This is a genomic window from Clostridium nitrophenolicum, from assembly GCF_055391695.1.
The window spans coordinates 4,429,508-4,448,902 of sequence record NZ_AP042469.1 but is presented as its reverse complement, the minus strand read 5'-3'; the positions used below and the strand labels follow the sequence as shown (position 1 = coordinate 4,448,902).

Below are 19,395 nucleotides of genomic sequence, written 5' to 3'. Positions count from 1 at the left end.
TCTTTCAGATGCCTTAAGAAAGGAGTTTCTGTAGCTATGGATAAGGAAAGATTGGAGTATTTTAAAAGAACTTTAAAAGAGGAAAGAAGCAAGGTATATGATTTTTTGAATCAGATGGAACAAAATGAAACAATTGACTCCAATTCAGCAATGTCAAGGGAGTTATCAGCTTATGATAACCATCCAGCAGATACTGCTACCGAACTATTTGATAAAGAGAGAGGTCTAGCTTTCAAAGAAAACGAAATAACCATAATAAAAAAGATAGATGATGCATTAGCTAGTATCGATGAAGGTACTTATGGTAAATGTAAAATGTGTGGCAAGGACATAGTGGAGGAAAGACTTGAATTTATTCCTTATGCACAGTTTTGTGTTGATTGCCAGAGGGAGGTAAATGATTCAAGGCCTCTTGAAAAACATAATAGACCTCTTGAGGAATATGTAATTGATTATCCTTTTGGATATGGCTTTAATGATTATGATAAAGATGCAGAAATAGAATTTGATGCTGAGGATAGTCTTCAATCGGTTATAAAATTTGAAAGATTGGAAGATCGAACAGAATGGTATACAGATAGTGATAATAGCTATGTAGACCCAATGGAGAGAATAAGCAATCAACAATATAGAGAACAATTACCAGACTAAGAGTAGATCGGTAAAGTCAAAACTTAAAAATTATGCGACGCAAAATTTTTATAGGGGACAGAGGACAATTGACAGAGGACAATGAAGGAGGATTTTTCGACCTTATACTACGAAAAATCTTTAATTTATAAATCGATGTCTCACATTAGTGAAACGAGTCTTAAAAAATAAATTAGTTTTCTGACGTAAGGAAGAAAACTCACCTTCATTGTCCTCTGTCCTCTGTCAATTGTCCTCTAAAAAACTGCGTCGCAGTTTTCCTAAATTACGAATCAATGATTCTTAAATTGAGAGTTGACAGTTGTCAATTTAACAGTTGGGGGGATAAAAGTGGAATTTATAATAATAGTTCTAGGACTGATTTTAGACAGGATTACTAAGATATGGGCCCTAAATGTTTTGACTAAAACTACTGAAATTCCTATAATAAAAGATTTCTTTAGTTTTTCATATCTCGAAAACAGGGGGGCGGCCTTTGGTATTCTCCAAAATAAGTTGATTTTTTTGTCGTTAGTTACATTAATTATAACAGGGGGGGTTGTATTTTACTTATTTAAGTACAAACCTACTTCTAAAATTCTGAGAATAAGTTTAGCATTAATAATAAGTGGAGCTATAGGAAATTTAATTGATAGAATATGGTACAAATATGTAGTAGACTTTATTATGCTTCACTATAAAGATGTATACTATTTTCCTACCTTTAATGTGGCAGATATGCTTGTGGTAATTGGGACTATGTTACTAGTAATTTACATGATAAAGGAAGATAATGATGGAAAATAAACAATTTATAATAGAGCAGGATTCAACAAATTTAAGATTAGATGTATTTTTATCCAATCAATTTGAAGATAAGTCAAGGTCTTATATTCAAAATTTAATAGAAGAAGGAAATGTAAAGATAAATGGAGCATTAAAAAAGAGTAACTATAAATTAAGGATTAATGATAAAGTGGAAATTACTATTCCTGAACCTATAGGACTTAATGTAGAACCTGAAAATATACCTTTAGATATAGTATATGAAGATGCTGATGTAATTGTAGTAAATAAACCTCAGGGAATGGTAGTTCATCCAGCTGCTGGTGTATATAATGGCACTTTAGTTAATGCTCTTCTAAATCACTGTAAAGATTTGTCAGGCATAAATGGAGTTGCAAGACCAGGAATAGTTCATAGAATTGATAAAGATACTTCAGGAATTCTTGTAGTAGCTAAAAATGACAATGCTCATAATAAATTGGCGGAACAATTTAAAGATCATTCAATGACAAGATCTTACGTAGCTTTAGTGGAAGGCATCTTAAAAAATGATGAAGGTACCATAGATGCACCACTTGGAAGACATCCTGTAGAGAGAGTAAAAATTGCGGTAGTTAAGGATGGAAGAAGAGCGGTTACACACTATAAGGTCTTAGAAAGGTTAAAGAATACTACGTTAGTTGAATGCAGCTTAGAAACAGGCAGAACCCATCAAATAAGAGTCCATATGGCTCATATAGGGCATCCATTAGTTGGAGATCCAGTTTATGGATATAAAAAGCAGAGATTTAATCTGGATGGTCAAATGCTTCATGCTAAAAAGCTAGGATTTGTACATCCCAAAAGTGGAGAGTACATAGAATTTCAATCTGAATTACCAGATTACTTTGTAAGAGTGTTAAATATTCTTAGGAATGAATTTAAGTAAGAGTTAAACAAATACTGAAAACTTAAAATTTAACAAAGTATATTTGAAAATAATAAACAAAATAGTAGTTGAAATGTGATTAAATATGTGTTACTATATTTTCAATAGGTTGGGAAGTATTGATTTACAGCCTTTGAACAATTAAATTATGAGTATCCTTTAAGATGATCCAGTGAGGTCATAAGGCGACGAACAATGATTATTATAGGCATTTTGCGCCCATGCTCACTAAGCATGGGCTTTTTTAAATTATAAAACCTGGGGAGGTACAGAAAATGGAGCCAAAAGCGGTAATCCTAGATGAAAAAGGAGTAAAAAGAACTTTAACTAGGGTATCTCATGAAATAATTGAAAAAAATAAAGGTGTAGAAGATGTAATTCTTGTAGGGATAAAAAGAAGGGGATATCCAATAGCACAAAGAATAGCACAAATTATTGAGCAAATTGAAGGTATAAAAATTGAAGTAGAAAGTGTAGACATTACTCTTTATAGAGATGATTTAAGTAAATTACATGACCAGCCGATAGTAAACGAAATAGAACTAATAGATGTAAAAGATAAAAAAGTAGTATTAGTAGATGATGTAATTTATACAGGAAGAACAGTGAGAGCTGCTATCGATGCAGTTATGCATGCAGGAAGACCTAAAATGGTTCAATTAGCAGTACTTGTTGATAGAGGTCATAGAGAACTTCCTATAAGAGCAGATTATGTAGGGAAAAATATACCTACATCCAAGAATGAAATGGTATCTGTTGAAGTTGCTGAAATCGACGGAAATGATTCAGTAAAGATATATGATATATAGATTTATAGTTATGTAGTAATTTTAAATAATTTAAGCATGGCAAACATATATTAGCTACTGAATTATGAAATATAGCTACTACTTTTAAAATAGTCCTGTGAGGCTAAAAAAGGGAGGAAATAAAAATGAAAAATTATGTAGACGTAGAAGAAAAACTACCGATTTTTACTACTATACCATTGAGCTTTCAACATCTTTTTGCAATGGTGGGTGCCACAATACTAGTACCTATATTAACAGGAATGAGTCCATCTATTGCATTGTTTTGTAGTGGTATAGGAACATTGCTTTATATAGTTTGTACTAAGGCAAAGTTACCAGCATATATTGGTTCATCCTTTGCATTTATAGGACCTATGATGGTGGCTTCTAAAAATTATGGTCCAGAAGCTATGCTTTCAGGAGTTATGGCAGCAGGTCTTGTATATATTACAGTAGCTGTAATAATAAGATTCTGTGGAGTAAGGTGGTTGAATAAGGCACTGCCACCAGTAGTAGTAGGGTCTATAGTTATAGTTATAGGACTTGGACTTGCAGCTGTAGCTATAAACTGGGCGGGACTAAATTCAAGCTTTACGACCCCAACAATGCAAAATGTACCAAGATGGGCATGGATTACAGTTTCTATGATAACATTAGGTATAGGAGTGCTTGGAAGCATGTACTTTAGAGGCTTCTTAGCAGTTATACCAATACTTGTTGCAATGATAGCAGGATATATAGCAGCATTAGTTCTTGGAGTAATTCCTCACCAAGCAATTGAAGCAATAGCAAATGCAAAACTATTTAGACTTCCACCATTTGTTACACCAAAATTTAACTTGAATGCAATGATGTTAATGGCTCCAGTGTCTTTTGTAACACTTGCTGAGCATATAGGACATGTATATGTTACAAACAATGTAGTAGGAAGAGATTTTACAAAAGTGCCAGGCCTTCATAGATCTATACTTGGTGATGGAGTAGCTACGATGTTTGCTGGTTTAGTTGGAGGACCACCAAATACAACTTACGGAGAAAACATAGGTGTTATGGCAATAACAAAAGTATATAGTGTATGGGTAATAGGAGGAGCAGGAGTAATTGCAATAATGCTTTCCTTTATTGGCCCAGTAGCAGCTATAATCGAAAATATGCCAATGCCGGTAATGGGTGGAGTAAGTATACTTCTATTTGGTATAATAGCTTCATCAGGATTTAGAATATTCGTAGAAGACAAAATAGATTTTAGCAAGAAGAAAAATTTAATACTATCCTCAGTTATAATAGTTATAGGAATTGGAGGAGCAGCAGTTAAGTTTAACTTTAATGGTGCAGAGATAGAGATTGCAGGTGTTGCTCTTGCAACTATAGTAGGAATAGTTTTAAATCTAATACTTCCAGATAAGAGTGCAACAGAGGAAGATTTTGTTGTAGAAGAAACTTCAGAAACAAAAAAGCAGATAATAGAAGCGGTATAGCATATATTAAAAGATAAGAGAAAACAATGAATACAAATTGATGTTAAAAAAATCCCTAAAACTTGATATAATAGTTTTAGGGATTTTATAATGTCAGGCATCTTCAAAGAAATAACTAGTCAGTATGCTAGTCTATTTTGCGTCATACTGCGTCACCAGAACCCTTAGATAGGGTCAACTATCTGCGGAACCTGCCTCCTTGTTTGACACAAAATATCCGTCGCATCTTTGACTTGTTATTTTTTTTCAGATGCCTTATAGAGTGACAATTTTAATAAAAAGAGGTATTGACATTCATGAGAAAATCTAAAAACATTGTCGTAAGTTTAATTCTGGTTCTTTTAATTGTAGTATTCGTATCAAAAGCATTGCAGGAATCTTATTTAAAAATAACAAGTGGACAAGCTATACCCTGGAAGGTGAATAACATTTCCATCCATAGTAAAAGTATAGAGAAATCTGAAAAGAAAGATGATAAATTGAAGATAGATAAAAAAGTTTCTACAGGAGAAATAAAGAGGAAGGTCATTGTCATAGATCCTGGACATGCCAATAAATCTAATTTAGATAAAGAACCTATCGAACCTAATTCAAGGTCGATGAAAATAAAAGATGGAGGAGGAGCAGAAGGCGTTCTTAGTAAAACCCCAGAATATCTTGTTAATATGAAGGTTGCATTAAAGCTCAGGACTATTCTTGAAGAAAGAGGATATATTGTTAAAATGACAAAAGTAGAGAATTCTAAAAGCTTGGGAAACGTCGAAAGAGTAGAGATTGCAAATAAAGAAAATGCTGATTTAGCAATTAGAATACATGCAGACTCTAGTGATAACTCAAGTGTAAATGGAGCTTCAATGCTTATTCCAGCACCAATTAATGAGAATACAAAATTAATATATGATAAAAGCTCTAAGTATGGAAAGATAATATTGGATAGATTAGTTAAAGATGTAGGTATGCAGAATAGAGGTTTAAGTGAACGGAAGGACATGACAGGATTTAACTGGTCAAAGGTTCCTGTAGTATTAGTGGAGATGGGGTTTCTCTCAAATGCTGAGGAAGATAAATTACTTAGTAGCACTGAATATCAAAATAAACTAGCTAAAGCTTTAGCAGAAGGAATAGGTTCAGCACTACAATAAGATGGTTAATTTTCATATTGTCTTAAGAATGTGGTAATGATAGTATATAATAGGCTTATGATTAGAGAAAAGGGAGAGAAGTAAATGAACTATACATTAATTGCAACATCAACTTTTGGATTGGAATCAGTAGTGGCAAGTGAATTAAAAGAATTGGGGTATGACGATTTAAAAATAGAAAACGGTAAGGTAACTTTTGAAGGTGATGAGAGAGATATAGTAACATGCAATATGTGGCTTAGAACATCAGATAGAATTTTAATAAAAATGGCAGAGTTTAAAGCAGAAACTTTTGAGGACTTATTCCAAGGCACTCTCGCCGTTGATTGGGGAAGTATAATGCCAGTAAATGCATTTATGCATGTTTCAGGTAAGTCTGTTAAATCTACTTTATTTAGTGTGCCTGACTGCCAATCTATTGTAAAAAAAGCAGTAGTTGAAGCAATGAAAAAAAAGTACAAAACAGAATGGTTTAGCGAAGATGGTCCAGAATATAAAATAGAAATAGGGATATTAAAAGATATAGCAACTGTAACTTTAGATACGTCAGGTTCAGGACTTCATAAAAGAGGATACAGAGAAAATGCAGGAGGAGCACCTATAAAAGAAACTTTAGGAGCGGCACTAGTACTTTTAAGTAAATGGGAGCCATCAAGAATATTGGCAGATCCAATGTGTGGCTCAGGAACTATAGCCATTGAGGCTGCACTTATAGGCAAAAATATTGCTCCAGGATTAAATAGAACTTTTATATCAGAACAATGGGATATAATACCTAAAAGCATATGGGATGAAAGTAGAAAATATGCAACAAATGCAATAAATAATAAAGAATTCAAGATACTAGCCTCTGATATGGACGGTAGAGTAATTAGAACTGCTATGGAAAATGCAAAAAAGGCAGGGGTAGAGAACTACATAAACTTTCAAAAAATACCTATGCAAAATTTTAGCTCTAAAAAAAGATATGGATTTATAATCACTAACCCTCCATATGGAGAAAGATTAGGAGAAATTAAAGAGGTTGAAAAATTATATAAAGATATGGGAGAAGTATTTCAAAATCTTAGAGATTGGTCCTATTTTGTGATAACAGCACATTCAGAATTTCAAAGACATTTTGGAAAAGATGCAGATAAAAACAGAAAGCTCTATAATGGCAGACTTAAATGTTACTATTATCAGTATTTTGGACCAAAGCCTGAAAAGAAGTATTATGAATAGAATATAGGGTTATTAGGCCGAAAGTTGACTTATACGCCGGGATATGTTTCCAAGCTTCAGCACGTTAAAAACTTTTAGCCAGTCTAAAGCTTGGGCTTCAAGACAACCTAAGAACTTTCGAGAACTCGCTGTGCTCAAACAACTCTAAAGTTTTAAGGTTCTCTCAAAACCCTTCACTAAGACTGGCACAAAGTTTTTAAATCTACTTCAGCTTTGGAAACATATCCCTCTGTATAAGTCAACTTTCTAGGTTGTTTCCCTATATTTAATTCTGTGGTTTGTACTCTGTAAAATCTAATGAACTTGCTCTATCTCGGGCTTTTTAGGGTCTATATATATTGTTTTATTGGTGTAATATATAACCATTCCAGGTTTCGAACCATTAGGTTTATGAACATTTTTCACTTCAGTATAATCTACAGCTACTTTTGTGGATTCTTTTGCTTTGCTATAAAAAGCAGCTAGCATAGCAGCCTCTTCTAAGGTTTTATCAGGAACAGCTCCAAAGTTTTTTATTATAATATGAGAGCCAGGTATATTTTTGGTATGCATCCATATGTCTCTTTTATCTGCAAATTTTAAGGTTAAATAATCATTTTGAAAGTTATTTTTACCAACATATATTTCAATACCATCGCTAGATATAAATTTCATAGGTTTGGTAGTTTTAGTTTTTTTGTTGTTTACTTTTTTGAATTTTATATAACCAGTTTCCATTAGTTCTCGCTTAATTTCTTCAATGCTTTCATAATCCTCTGCGTTCTTTATATTTGTCAGTACGGAGTTTAGATATTCCATTTCTTGTTCTGTTACCTCTAGTTGGACCTTGGCTGCCTCTTCGGTCTTTTTTAGTTTGTTATACTTTTTAAAGTAGTATTGAATGTTTTCAGATGGAGTTTTATTAGGATCAAGCTTAATTTCAATGTATTCTAAGTCTTCACTATAGTAATTTTGTAATTCAGCAGATATATCACCTTTTTTCAAACTGTATATATTTGCTGTCAAAAGTTCACCATAAATCTTATAAGTATCCTTACGATCACATTCTTCCAAGCTATTTTTCAGTATCTGTATTTTTTTATTACATCTGTCCAGATTTACATTTACAAGTTTCTGAAGATCAGAACTTTTATTATTTAATCTATCAGCTTTATCCTTTTCAAAATAAAATTCTTCAATTAAATCTGATGGTGATTGAAAGGTTTTCTGATTATACTCACATAGGTGAGTAAGCTCTTGACAGTAAAAGTCTTTAACTACTCCATTTAGTGAGTATTCAGAGAAGCAAAACTCACCATTTTTTATATTTTCAAATCTTTTAACAGAATAATTATATATATATTCTAAGTTGCTTTCAGTAAGTTCTTTTCCTGAATTATTAATTTGATAAGTAAGCTCTTTTGAAAACTGGGAACTTACCCCTGTGAATACTTTGGAGAAAAAATTCTTATCATATTTAATATTGTTTTCAATAATATATAGCTTAAAGTCTTCTATACTATAATCAAAAGGATTTAACTTAGTTGAAGTTGGAGGGAAAATATATTTAATTCCAGGGTAAACGGATCTTACGGAATTTATTTCTGGAGTAATATGTTTTATACTATCCATAATCATGTTGTCTCTTTGTCTAATCAAAGTAATATTACTATGTCTCCCCATAATTTCTATTACAAGGGTGTAAATGCTGTTAAATCCTAATTCATCAGTAGTTTCGAAATCTAACAAAACAACTCTGTCAGTATCAAGCTGATGTATTTTTATTAATTTAGCGGTATTTAGATGTTTTCTTAAAACCATACAAAACATAGGCGGTTGCATTGGATTTACTTTACTTATTTTTGTAAAATGTATTTTAGGATAAACAGAACTGGAGCTAATCAAAAGCTTATAAGTTTTTCGTTCATTTTTTATTGATAAAACTATTTCATCTTTTTCTGGTTGACTTACCTTATCGATTCTCCCATTTAATATGGTATTCTTAAGTTCTTCTATTATACTGTGTATAAAAATTCCGTCTAATGCCACAGATATCATCCTTTCTATATCTAAATCAATATCTTATCAAAGAATATTATGGGCATATTATAACATAAAAATATCTACATTAAGTAATATTTTTGGTAATTTAACTTGTTGTGCAGTATAATCTATTGATAAAATTTTAGTGTAGTAGTAAACTAAATTTGAAGTTTTATTTAGTAAGAACATTTTTAAGAAAGGCGGCGAATTATAGATGAAATTTACGAAAATGCATGGCAATGGAAATGACTTTATAGTAGTTGATGATAGAAATGGTATGTTTTTAGGAAAAGAAGGAGAACTTGCAAGGGAACTTTGTAACAGAAATTTTGGAATCGGCGGAGATGGGATATTAATAGTCAGAAATAGCGACATTGCACAAACACAAATGGTTATTATAAACGCAGATGGTTCTTATGCTTCCATGTGTGGTAATGGTATAAGGTGCTTTGCAAAATACGTTTGGGATGAAGGAATTGCAAAAGGGGATTGCATAAAAGTAGAGACTGGAGATGGCATAAAGGAAGCTTTTATCCATGTAAAGGATAATGAAGCGAAAGAGGTCACAATTAATATGGGAACCCCGACTTTTATCCCAGAACAAATACCTTCTAAGTTTGATAAAGAAATTATAAATGAACAAATAAAAGTTAATGGCAAAGAATATAATATAACAACTATGTTTATGGGTGTACCCCACACAGTTTTATTTGGAAAGCTTGATGACTATGATGTTGAAGAAGGAAAAGTTATAGAAAAATATGATATTTTTCCAGAGGGAACCAATGTTAACTTTTGTGAAGTTATAAACGATAATAAAATTAGAGTTAAGACCTGGGAAAGAGGTGCAGGACCTACGTTGGCCTGTGGAACTGGAAGTTGTGCTTCTGTAATAGCTTCTAATAGATTGGGTTTTACAGGTAAAAATGTGGAAGTTCAAGTACCAGGTGGAGAACTATTTGTAGAAATAAAAGAAAATGGTGTATTTATGACAGGACCTGCAGTAGTTTCTTTTAAAGGGGAATATGAAGTTTAAATGAAAGTATTTTACAAGACTTTATCTATCATTATAATTTTGTTTTTTACCTTAAATTGTACAGCTTGTAGTTTCAGTAGAGAAACTTCTGAAGAGGTGGATAATCTACCACATTATTCTCAGGTGACTGCATTAGAAAATAAGGGGGAAAATTCAGAGGTATATAAAATAGAAAATAAGGATTTGTACAAGATTGGGTCAATAGAAAGTCTGCTTGGATTAACATATAACTCTAAAAATCAAATTTATGTTTATACTGAAAATATATCTAAAGGACAGAATTTTAATCACAATAAAATTACAATAATAAAAGATAATAGAAAAAAGGAACTAAAGGACTTTTATACTGCTTTAGACACAAAGCTTAGTCCAACAGGAGATAAGCTTGCCTTCAGAAGCTTTAAAGAAGACTCAATGGAAAGTGCTGAAGGAATGAAGATATACGATATTAAAAAAGGTAAGTATATAAGTTTAAAATCGAAAGTATTAGTTTCAGGTAATTTGTATGAATGGATAAGTGACAATAAAATAATTTACTATGGAAGCATGGAAGGAAAATCTGATTCAGATAAAATTTATTCTTATGATTTTAACAGTAATAAAGAAGAAGTTTATTTAGATAATACAAATGGATATTGTCTACATTTTACTCCAATTGGAAATAATATATTATTTATTTCAAGGCAGGGGAATTCACAAGCTGTATATTATTTTGACAGTGAAAAAAACATAACAAAAAGTATAGCTACTAATGTAACTAACATAATTAGATCAGCTGCAAATTATCAAAAGGGAGAGGCTTTTTTTATTGGCAGTGAAGATGATGAAAAACAAATGGCAGTATATAAATTTTCAGCTAAAGATTTAAAAATACAGAGGCTTACATATGATTTTCCAAAGGAGTTGGATGAAGCTTCCGGAATAGCTATGGATATACAAGGAAACATATATTTTTGTGGAATGGATGAACCAAACCAAGAAAATTCTTTAGACGTATATATGTATGATAGAGAAGAAGGCTCCATAAATCTTATATCAACTCATAAAGGAAAGTATAATGTGTATAGTTCTGGCTAACATTTTAATCACATAAAATCTACTTAAATATTTGGTAGATTTTATGTGATTTTTATTTTGGTTTAATAAATTATGGGAAATTTGTTTACGAATTAAAACAGTGGACATAATTTTAATATGAGAGTAAGAAAGTTGAGGTGAGAAAGGTACTTATATGAGTAAGATTAGGGAGACCATAGATTTAGAAAATACAGCTATAAATAGTAAAGTTGTGCAAAAGATACCAGAAAAAATAGCAAATGATAACTGTTTATTAGCTTTTAAAGAAGTCGATGATTATATTTATATAGCGACAAGTAAAACACCAACTATTTTATTAGAAGAAGAATTAAGGTTTATAAGCGGAAAAGATATAAAATTTTTTTATGCCAGTGAATTAAAAATAGTAAGTGCCATTAATAAATATTATTGTAAGTACAGTTTAGAGAATGCTATAAAAATTATTGAGCTGGAAAGCAAATTAAACATTAAAGAAGAAAGTATAAAAAACTATGATGAAGAAAAATTGCAGGATGCTCCCGTAGTTAAAATAGTTAATTCTATATTAAATGGAGCTATATATCAAAATGCTAGTGATATTCATCTTGAGCCCTTTCAAGAAGAAACTATAGTAAGATTCAGAGTAGATGGAATTATAAGCTACTTTACATCGATGCCTAAAAACATATATTTCCTTGTATGTACAAGACTTAAAATAATGGGCACAATGGACATATCAGAGAAGAGGGTACCACAGGATGGAAAAATAAGATACTTATATGAGGATAAAGATTATGATTTAAGAGTTTCAACTCTTCCTACCGTATATGGAGAGAAAATTGTAATAAGAATTCTGTATAGATCTGATAATATGAAGTCTTTAGATAGGTTAGGATTTAGCGATAGAGACGTAAATACAATAAAATCAATGATTAAAAGCAGGCATGGAATTATACTCGTAACAGGTCCTACAGGTAGTGGAAAGACTACAACTTTATACTCTATGTTAAATTCTTTAAATAAGATAGAAAAAAATATAACTAGTATAGAAGATCCTGTAGAATATAGCCTTGAAAATATTAATCAAGTCAATGTGAATACTAAAATAGGTTTTACATTTGCAGAAGGTCTTAGAAGCATATTAAGACAAGATCCAGATGTAATAATGGTTGGTGAAATTAGGGATGAGGAAACAGCACAGATTGCTATTAGAGCAGCGGTAACAGGACATTTAGTTATAAGTACGCTACATACTAATGACGCAGCAGAATCTATATTAAGGCTTAAAGATATGGGGATACAATCATATTTTATTGAGGAAGCTTTAAAAGCTGTCATATCTCAGAGACTTATTAGGAAAATATGTCCATACTGTAAAAAGTCTTATAATGCTTCAAATAATGAAATTAAAGACTTAAATCTTTCTCTATCCTACAAGTTATATAAAGGTGCAGGATGTTGGAAATGTAACAATACAGGCTATAAAGGAAGAACTGTAGTATATGAAATAATGGACATTAATAAATTAAAAAACATTAAAATCAAATATAAAAAATCTGTAGAGGATATTAGAAATTTAAATATTAATAGAGGTATGGCTTCCATGAGAGAACATTGTGTTGAACTTATAAAAAGTGGAGTGACTACTTATGAAGAATTTATAAGAATAAATCTATAATTAAGGAGTTAGACATACTTTTACAACATGGAAGGAGTGGTAACATATTTAAATATAGTGCCATAAATATTCAAGGAAACAAATTTGAGGGGGAATATGAAGGCGAAGACATAATTGAACTAAGAGACAAATTAAAGGATAATGGATATTATCTTTTGGATTTTAAAAAGAAAAATAGTATTTTAAAATATATATTTAAAGAACGAGTTAACTCTCGGGACATAAGTTTTTTATGTAAAGGGTTAAGCAGTATGATAAGTGCTGGAATTTCAGTATCTCAAGCATTAAATACTATAGCATCCCAATGTAATAAAAGAACATTGAAGCAGAGTTTATACAGGGTAGAAAGAAATGTTTCAAGAGGAGAAAGTATCTATAAAAGCTTGAAAAAAGAACCTGATGTGTATCCATTGTTCATGAATGAGATGATTAAGATAGGAGAAGAAAGTGGGAAACTAGATAAAATACTAGAAAATTTATCGGAATATTATGATAAACAAGACAAATTAGTTAATAAAGTGAAATCAGCAATTACATATCCTTTAGTTGTGCTAACAAGCTCTTTCTTTATAATTTTATTCTTAATGGCTAAAATAATACCTAACTTTATAGATACACTATTGTCTATTGGTGGAGACATTCCTTTTCTAACGCAAATCACATTAGATTTTTATAATTTTCTTAGAGCAAACTTTTACCTAATAAATATAATTTTATTTACAATTATGATTACTATATATCAATACTCAAGAACAAATGAAGGTAAACTTTACTTCGATAATATAAAAATTAAAATTCCCTACTTAAGAAGATATTATAATAATCTTTTTTTATATAAGTTTTCAGTATCACTATCTATGCTTATAGAAGCAGGTTTTAATATAATAGAAGCTTTGGAAACTGTTATTAGTGTTTTAGATAATAAAGTAATAGAGAATAAAATTAAGAATTGCATAGAAGATATAAAGCAAGGAGAGAGTATGAATTCTTCTTTTAAGAAACAGGAACTAGGAAATGAACTATTTTTATCTCTAATTTCCATTGGAGAGGAGACTGGAAAGGTTGAACAGATGCTATCAAAGCTTGGAGAGATACTTGAAAATGAATTAGAGGAGTATTTAAAAAGGCTTTTAAGCTTAATGGAGCCAATGATTATTATATTTTTAGCTTTATTTGTAGGAGTATTTATAATAGCAGCCTTTATGCCTATTATAAATATCATGGATTCTATAGCATAAGGCATTTTCAAATTAGATTCTCAAAGGCTACTTGAAGTTTAGTTGAAGAAATTCAGGACGGTAGTTATCGGATAAAAATTTTTATAGGAAAGGAAAAGATTATGAAAATAAATTATAAGAAAATAATAAATTCAAAGGAAAAAGGTTTTACTATAATAGAACTTATGTTGGTTATTTCTATAATATTGGTTCTTATGGGATTTTTAGTTCCAAAATTTTCAGCTTATCAAGAAAAGGCCAAAGTAACAAAAGCCATAAATACAGCAAAGCAAATTCAGACAGCAGCCATGGCAAGTTATGGAGATAATGAAGGGAAATTTGACAAAGACAATGTAAAAGCCAATATAGATACACTAACCTCAGTTGAAGCTGGTACTACGGTAGAAAATTCGTCTTTAGGAGACCAATGTGTAGATATAAATTATAAAAGTGATGGTAAGACTTGTAAAGCAACAATCGATGCAGCTCAAAACTCTCTTTTAGTAATATATAATGGAAGAACTGTATATCCAAAAGCCACGTCTACAAACATACAATCAAGTACTAAGTCTGGTACATAATTTTCTAAAGATAATCATAATGGAGTAATTTATATGAGAACTAAAAAGAAAGGTTTTACTGTTATAGAACTATTGATAGTGCTGGGAATAATATCTATACTATTTAGCTGTAGTTTAATAAATTTTGGTGGATACAGCAAGTTACAAAATAGAATAGATGTTGATATTTTCAGTAATTCTCTAATCAACTTAATAAATAACTCAAAAGAGTATTGTAGAGATAAAAACACAGGGGGTTATTTATACTTTGATACTGAAAAAAACTTTGTATGTTTAAACTCTGGAACACAGCGAGTTTATAGATTAGAGTTACCAGATAAATTTACATTAAATATAGTGAGGCCAGGGAATAAAATAAAAATAGATAACAGAGGTATAACTGAAGATGCGTGTACTATTCAATACAAAGATCGTGAAGGAGAAATGCACTGTATTACGATGTGTGTGGGAACAGCTTTCGTGGAATTCAAATATTAATAAAGGATACTCTTTAATAGAAGTTATATGTAGCATTACTGTATTTTCAATATTATTTATTACAATATTGTCAATTCAACTGAATAATTTGAAGCTGAAAAAAACAAGTAATGAGATACATAATAATACAATATTTATGGAAGCAGCAAAGAATAACATAATTTATAATTGTTCTTATGATGAAATGCAGAAGCTTGCCCTTGAAAATAGATATTATATTTCTAAAGAGAATATTCAAGAGGATAAAATCAAAGAAAAAGGAATAACTAATTTATTTGCTCGGAATAAACCATCAGAAGAACCTTATATGTCTATTGATATAGAGCAAGGTAAGGTATTAAAGTTAAATTTAAAATTATATACAAAGATCAAAAACAATACTAAGGTTATGGAGTGTGAGATTTATAAGGGAAAATATAAAAGATAGAAAAGCTGCTAAAAAAGGATTTACATTAATTGAATTAATGATTGTTACAGCATTAATAGGAATTATAGCCTCTATTCAAGTAATTATTATTTCAAAGTATATGAAGATACATAGACAAGAAATAAATGAAAGTAGAGAATATTTTTATGTAAATGAGGCTTTTATGATAATTGAAAACCAAATAAATAATGCTAAGTATGCAGAAATATCGGATAACAGAATTACTATAAAAAGATATGATGGTAAGGGTTGTGATTATATTAGAAAAGATCGTGATTCAGACATTATAATATCCTATGGCGCTGTATATTCACCTACAACCAATAACATTTTAAAAAATGTTAAGGAGTTTATTGTGGAGGAAAAAGGAAGGGTGTTATATATAACTATAGAGACAAGGAAAGGTAAAGTGTATAAAAGATGTTTAGGACTAGAAAGAGGAAAAGCAAAAAAGGATTTATTTTAATATATGTTTTATTTGCCTGCAGCCTATGTTTTCTTATTGTTTTAGGTGTTTATAAAATGGAAGTTTTAATAAGAAATAATGATTTAAAGCTTCAGCAAAGCACAATGAAAGTGGACATTATACAAAAACCAAGAGAGTTTCTTCTAACTGAATTAGATGAGAATATCTATGAAAGTGTTAGTTGTATAAGTGAAGAAGGAGTAAAAGAATTTTTCAATACCACAACAAGTACTGCTATAAAATATGATGATAATTTAATTAAATATATTAATGATTCAAATTGCTTTTTAGCTGAATACTATATCAATCATAAGTTTTATAAAGAGGAGTTATATGAGTATAAAATTATTAATGGATCTATATTTTATGGATGCATTGATTATTCTTATAAAAAAGGAGGAATAAAATGATGAGAAAAAAGGGATTATTACAAGTTTATAATGATAATTTAACTTATAAGGAGATTTTGAAAAAAAGCTTTATAGACAGACTAATAGCATTAAAAAAACATGATGAAATTAATATTGAGGCAAAAAATATTGATGATATTAAAATAGATTTTAAAAATAAAAATCTATTTATAATAGTAGATGGCGAAGAAATATATGTGAAATTTATGACTTTCCCAAAGGTAAAAAAGGAGAAACTTCATGCAATTATTAAAGGTGAGCTGCAGTATCGATTTAAAAATATAGATAACATTATGTTTACCTATCAAATCATCAAAGATAATGGTTCAAGCTTAGATGTGATAGTATTTTTATTAAATTGGAGTAAATCAAATTTAATAAAAAAGTGCACAGAAAGAGGAGGAAAAATAAAGGGCATATTTCCAATACAATTTTGCATTTTGAACAATTATAAAAATAGAATTAAAGATAAAAATTACATCCTTATTTTTATACATGAAAATATTTTATATTTATTAGCTTGTGTAGACAATAAAATGATTGCTAACAGTGTTATAAAAACATTTACTGAGAATAGTTTTATAGATGAGTTGAAAAAATTTCAAGTTAAATGCAGTATATCGCAAGAGCATGATCAATTTAACAAAATATTTTTTCTGAACTTTCCTTACAAAACTTTAATTAAAGATGCGGAAAAACAATATAGTTGCATAGACTTAGGAAATGCTTGCTGTGATAATAACTATTTTATATAGAGTTTAAAGCTTAGGCATCATAAGGAGATGATTTAAATAGAAAAGATGTATTTTTTACCGGAGTGGTATTTAGAAGATAGAAAAGTTAAGAGAAAAAAGTCACTGAAAGTTTTTATAAGTATATTTATTATAATAGACCTAATTCTTATGGAAATGTTATTTGTAAATACAAATAAAAAAAAGCTTTTGGATACTGAAATTAATCAGAGGCTCGTACCACAAAAGAAAGATAGTGAACAAATGAATGAATCGAAGAGTAAAAATAATAGAACATTAGATACATTCTTAACCTATATAGCAAGCGTACAGGAAAATGACAATTATGAAAGTCTATATATAGATGGAAGAAGAATAGAACTAAATTTTGATTCAACAAAATTAGATTATAAATTACTCATAAAAGAAATAGAAATGAAAAATAAATTTATAATAAAACAGATAGTATTTCTGAGTGGTGAAAATACGGGGAATATAAAAATAAATATGGAGTTAAAGTGAGAGGGAAAAATATATGTTTAAAAATACGATTTATAAGCCAATCATGGTCATTCTATGTTTAATATTATTTGTATTTTTAATTGTACAGAATTTCAATGTTAAACAAAAAATATCTGAAAATGAGGCTAAATTAAGAGTTATAGATGAAAATAAAAGTTATAATAGCAAATTAAAACAATTTGGATTTACTGAAATATTAGAGGGTTTAAGTGGAAAAGAAAAAGTTAAAATAAACGGTTTGAGAAGTCAAAGTAATAAAGAAGCAACAGTAGAACTTGAAATCTTAGGTGATATTTCTGTAGTTAAAAGTACACTAGAAGATATAAAAAATAAAGATAATTATCAACGTATTAATAATATAAAAATAAATAAAGATGAAAACAGCAATAACACTACTAAAGTGAATATTGATTTTATAAAAAACAAGTAGAGAATCTGAAAGCAAATAAATTAATATTATTTGCAAATAATCACAAGTTTTGATAAAATAACATTGTTCAAATAGAACTGTATTGTGTAGTCTCTATATTGAAAAGTGAAAACATAGAGCGTTTATTTCTTAAATTGTAAGTTTAATAAGGAATAATTGTTACATAAATTGGAGAAAGTAATAGTGAATGCTACACGTTACGTAAATATGGGGGTAATATAAGATGTATAAAGAAAGAATGAGAAAATTAAGAGATGCAATAAGCAAAAAAGGATTAGATGCTGTTCTTTTAATTGGAGATCATAATAGAAATTATTTAAGTGGATTTACTGGGAATGAAAGCTTTTCAGTAATAACAACTGATAAGGCATTTTTTATTACAGATTCAAGATTTACTGAACAAGCACAGCAACAAGTTAAAGACTATGAACTATTAGAATACAGTAAGAACATTACTTTTGCTGACTTTCTATCAGAATTAGTAAATAAAAATAATATTAAAAAGCTTGGATTTGAAGAAAATATAGTTTCTTATGGTACATACAGCCTTTATAAAAGTAAACTTAATTGTGAATTAGTCCCTATGGAAGGTATAATTGAAGAAATAAGAGTTGTAAAGGACGAAAGCGAACTAGTGCTTATGAGAAAAGCAGCAGAAATTGCTGACAAGGCTTTCGAACATATGCTTAGTTTTATAAAACCAGGAATGACTGAAAGAGAAGTAGGACTTGAGCTTGAATTTTATATGAAAAAATTAGGAGCTACAGACCTTTCATTCCCTTCAATAATTGCATCTGGAGTTAGATCAAGTTTACCTCATGGAGAAGCTACTGATAAGGTTATTAATAAAGGAGAATTCTTAACACTTGACTTTGGATGTGTTTATGAAGGATATTGCTCAGATATGACAAGAACAATTGTTATAGGTAAGCCGTCTGAAAAAATGGTTGAAATATATAATATTGTATTGGAAGCACAGGAAAAAGCTTTAAAAGGTTTTAAACCAGGGGTTCCTGCCATTGAGGTTGACAAAATTGCAAGAGATCACATCAAAGAAAAAGGTTATGGAGAATATTTTGGCCACGGCTTAGGTCATGGAGTAGGTAGAGAAATTCATGAAGCACCAACGGTTGGATATAGAAATGATAAACCATTACCAGCAGGTATAGTTGTTACAGATGAACCAGGAATTTATATACCAGGTTTTGGTGGAGTAAGAATAGAGGATATATTATTAGTAAAAGAAGATGGAATAGAAATATTCTCAAAATCACCTAAGCATTTAATATGTATAGAATAGTATATATGATTACCTGTAAAAGGTCATAATATAATAAATGAATAATAAAGTTTTGGAGGGATA

The 19,395-nt window shown here is 29.9% G+C and carries 21 protein-coding genes and 1 pseudogene; 21 read left to right on the top strand and 1 reads right to left on the bottom strand.

Annotated features, from left to right (window positions below):
- The first annotated feature begins 36 nt into the window (after positions 1–36).
- From ACZ5N4_RS21095 to ACZ5N4_RS21065, 7 genes are all read left to right on the top strand, one after another.
- Complete coding sequence (locus ACZ5N4_RS21095) at positions 37–651, top strand: TraR/DksA C4-type zinc finger protein (RefSeq protein ID WP_464204458.1); 615 nt, start codon at positions 37–39, stop codon at positions 649–651.
- Between the two features lie 330 nt (positions 652–981).
- A complete protein-coding gene (gene lspA / locus ACZ5N4_RS21090; RefSeq protein ID WP_178906594.1) occupies positions 982–1,437 on the top strand; it encodes a signal peptidase II in 456 nt (151 codons plus the stop codon).
- Positions 1,427–2,344 carry an RluA family pseudouridine synthase gene (locus ACZ5N4_RS21085; protein WP_464204457.1) on the top strand — a complete coding sequence of 306 codons (918 nt, stop codon included), beginning with the start codon at positions 1,427–1,429 and terminating at the stop codon, positions 2,342–2,344. The genes lspA and ACZ5N4_RS21085 overlap by 11 nt, the downstream gene beginning before the upstream one ends.
- Before the next feature lie 275 nt (positions 2,345–2,619).
- Positions 2,620–3,153, top strand: coding sequence for a bifunctional pyr operon transcriptional regulator/uracil phosphoribosyltransferase PyrR (pyrR, locus tag ACZ5N4_RS21080; RefSeq protein WP_464204456.1), 534 nt, complete (start codon positions 2,620–2,622; stop codon positions 3,151–3,153).
- Positions 3,154–3,278: 125 nt separating this feature from the next.
- The gene (gene uraA / locus ACZ5N4_RS21075) at positions 3,279–4,613 is read left to right on the top strand and encodes a uracil permease (RefSeq protein ID WP_464204455.1); all 1,335 of its coding nucleotides are present in this window, start codon (positions 3,279–3,281) and stop codon (positions 4,611–4,613) included.
- Between the two features lie 296 nt (positions 4,614–4,909).
- A complete protein-coding gene (locus ACZ5N4_RS21070) occupies positions 4,910–5,755 on the top strand; it encodes an N-acetylmuramoyl-L-alanine amidase family protein (RefSeq protein ID WP_464204454.1) in 846 nt (281 codons plus the stop codon).
- Positions 5,756–5,839: 84 nt separating this feature from the next.
- Positions 5,840–6,979, top strand: a complete 1,140-nt coding sequence (locus ACZ5N4_RS21065; RefSeq protein ID WP_464204453.1) for a THUMP domain-containing class I SAM-dependent RNA methyltransferase — start codon at positions 5,840–5,842, stop codon at positions 6,977–6,979.
- 294 nt (positions 6,980–7,273) lie between these two features.
- On the opposite strand, the gene ACZ5N4_RS21060 is transcribed toward ACZ5N4_RS21065, so the two are convergent.
- A complete protein-coding gene (locus ACZ5N4_RS21060; protein ID WP_464204452.1) occupies positions 7,274–9,007 on the bottom strand; it encodes an Rqc2 family fibronectin-binding protein in 1,734 nt (577 codons plus the stop codon).
- Between the two features lie 208 nt (positions 9,008–9,215).
- On the opposite strand from ACZ5N4_RS21060, the gene dapF reads away from it, so the two are divergent.
- The 14 genes and pseudogenes from dapF (at position 9,216) to ACZ5N4_RS20990 (ending at position 19,332) form a co-directional block, all read left to right on the top strand.
- Positions 9,216–10,037, top strand: a complete 822-nt coding sequence (dapF, locus tag ACZ5N4_RS21055; RefSeq protein ID WP_464204451.1) for a diaminopimelate epimerase — start codon at positions 9,216–9,218, stop codon at positions 10,035–10,037.
- Entirely contained in the window at positions 10,038–11,114 is a 1,077-nt protein-coding gene (locus ACZ5N4_RS21050) for a DPP IV N-terminal domain-containing protein (protein ID WP_464204450.1), read from the top strand.
- A gap of 154 nt (positions 11,115–11,268) precedes the next feature.
- Positions 11,269–12,771 carry a GspE/PulE family protein gene (locus ACZ5N4_RS21045; protein ID WP_464204449.1) on the top strand — a complete coding sequence of 501 codons (1,503 nt, stop codon included), beginning with the start codon at positions 11,269–11,271 and terminating at the stop codon, positions 12,769–12,771.
- A gap of 155 nt (positions 12,772–12,926) precedes the next feature.
- On the top strand, positions 12,927–14,009 hold the full coding sequence (locus ACZ5N4_RS21040; protein WP_464204448.1) for a type II secretion system F family protein: 1,083 nt from the start codon (positions 12,927–12,929) through the stop codon (positions 14,007–14,009).
- Positions 14,010–14,110: 101 nt separating this feature from the next.
- Complete coding sequence (locus ACZ5N4_RS21035) at positions 14,111–14,569, top strand: prepilin-type N-terminal cleavage/methylation domain-containing protein (protein ID WP_464204447.1); 459 nt, start codon at positions 14,111–14,113, stop codon at positions 14,567–14,569.
- Between the two features lie 33 nt (positions 14,570–14,602).
- Positions 14,603–15,046: a type II secretion system protein gene (locus ACZ5N4_RS21030; RefSeq protein ID WP_464204446.1), complete on the top strand. Its 444-nt coding sequence runs from the start codon at positions 14,603–14,605 to the stop codon at positions 15,044–15,046.
- Positions 15,012–15,107: pseudogene (locus ACZ5N4_RS21025) on the top strand (prepilin-type N-terminal cleavage/methylation domain-containing protein); the annotation flags it as partial. The gene ACZ5N4_RS21030 and the pseudogene ACZ5N4_RS21025, both read left to right, overlap by 35 nt.
- 75 nt (positions 15,108–15,182) lie before the next feature.
- A complete protein-coding gene (locus tag ACZ5N4_RS21020) occupies positions 15,183–15,473 on the top strand; it encodes a hypothetical protein (protein ID WP_464211085.1) in 291 nt (96 codons plus the stop codon).
- Positions 15,442–15,939, top strand: coding sequence for a prepilin-type N-terminal cleavage/methylation domain-containing protein (locus ACZ5N4_RS21015; protein WP_464204445.1), 498 nt, complete (start codon positions 15,442–15,444; stop codon positions 15,937–15,939). Before ACZ5N4_RS21020 ends, ACZ5N4_RS21015 begins: the two co-directional genes overlap by 32 nt.
- A 56-nt stretch (positions 15,940–15,995) precedes the next feature.
- The gene (locus ACZ5N4_RS21010; RefSeq protein WP_464204444.1) at positions 15,996–16,349 is read left to right on the top strand and encodes a hypothetical protein; all 354 of its coding nucleotides are present in this window, start codon (positions 15,996–15,998) and stop codon (positions 16,347–16,349) included.
- A complete protein-coding gene (locus ACZ5N4_RS21005; RefSeq protein ID WP_464204443.1) occupies positions 16,346–17,104 on the top strand; it encodes a hypothetical protein in 759 nt (252 codons plus the stop codon). Before ACZ5N4_RS21010 ends, ACZ5N4_RS21005 begins: the two co-directional genes overlap by 4 nt.
- A gap of 45 nt (positions 17,105–17,149) precedes the next feature.
- Positions 17,150–17,602 (top strand): hypothetical protein, encoded by a 453-nt coding sequence (locus ACZ5N4_RS21000; RefSeq protein WP_464204442.1) that lies wholly within the window; start codon positions 17,150–17,152, stop codon positions 17,600–17,602.
- A 13-nt stretch (positions 17,603–17,615) separates the two neighbouring features.
- Positions 17,616–18,032, top strand: coding sequence for a hypothetical protein (locus tag ACZ5N4_RS20995; protein ID WP_464204441.1), 417 nt, complete (start codon positions 17,616–17,618; stop codon positions 18,030–18,032).
- Between the two features lie 223 nt (positions 18,033–18,255).
- Positions 18,256–19,332, top strand: coding sequence for a M24 family metallopeptidase (locus ACZ5N4_RS20990; protein ID WP_464204440.1), 1,077 nt, complete (start codon positions 18,256–18,258; stop codon positions 19,330–19,332).
- Positions 19,333–19,395: the final 63 nt, after the last annotated feature.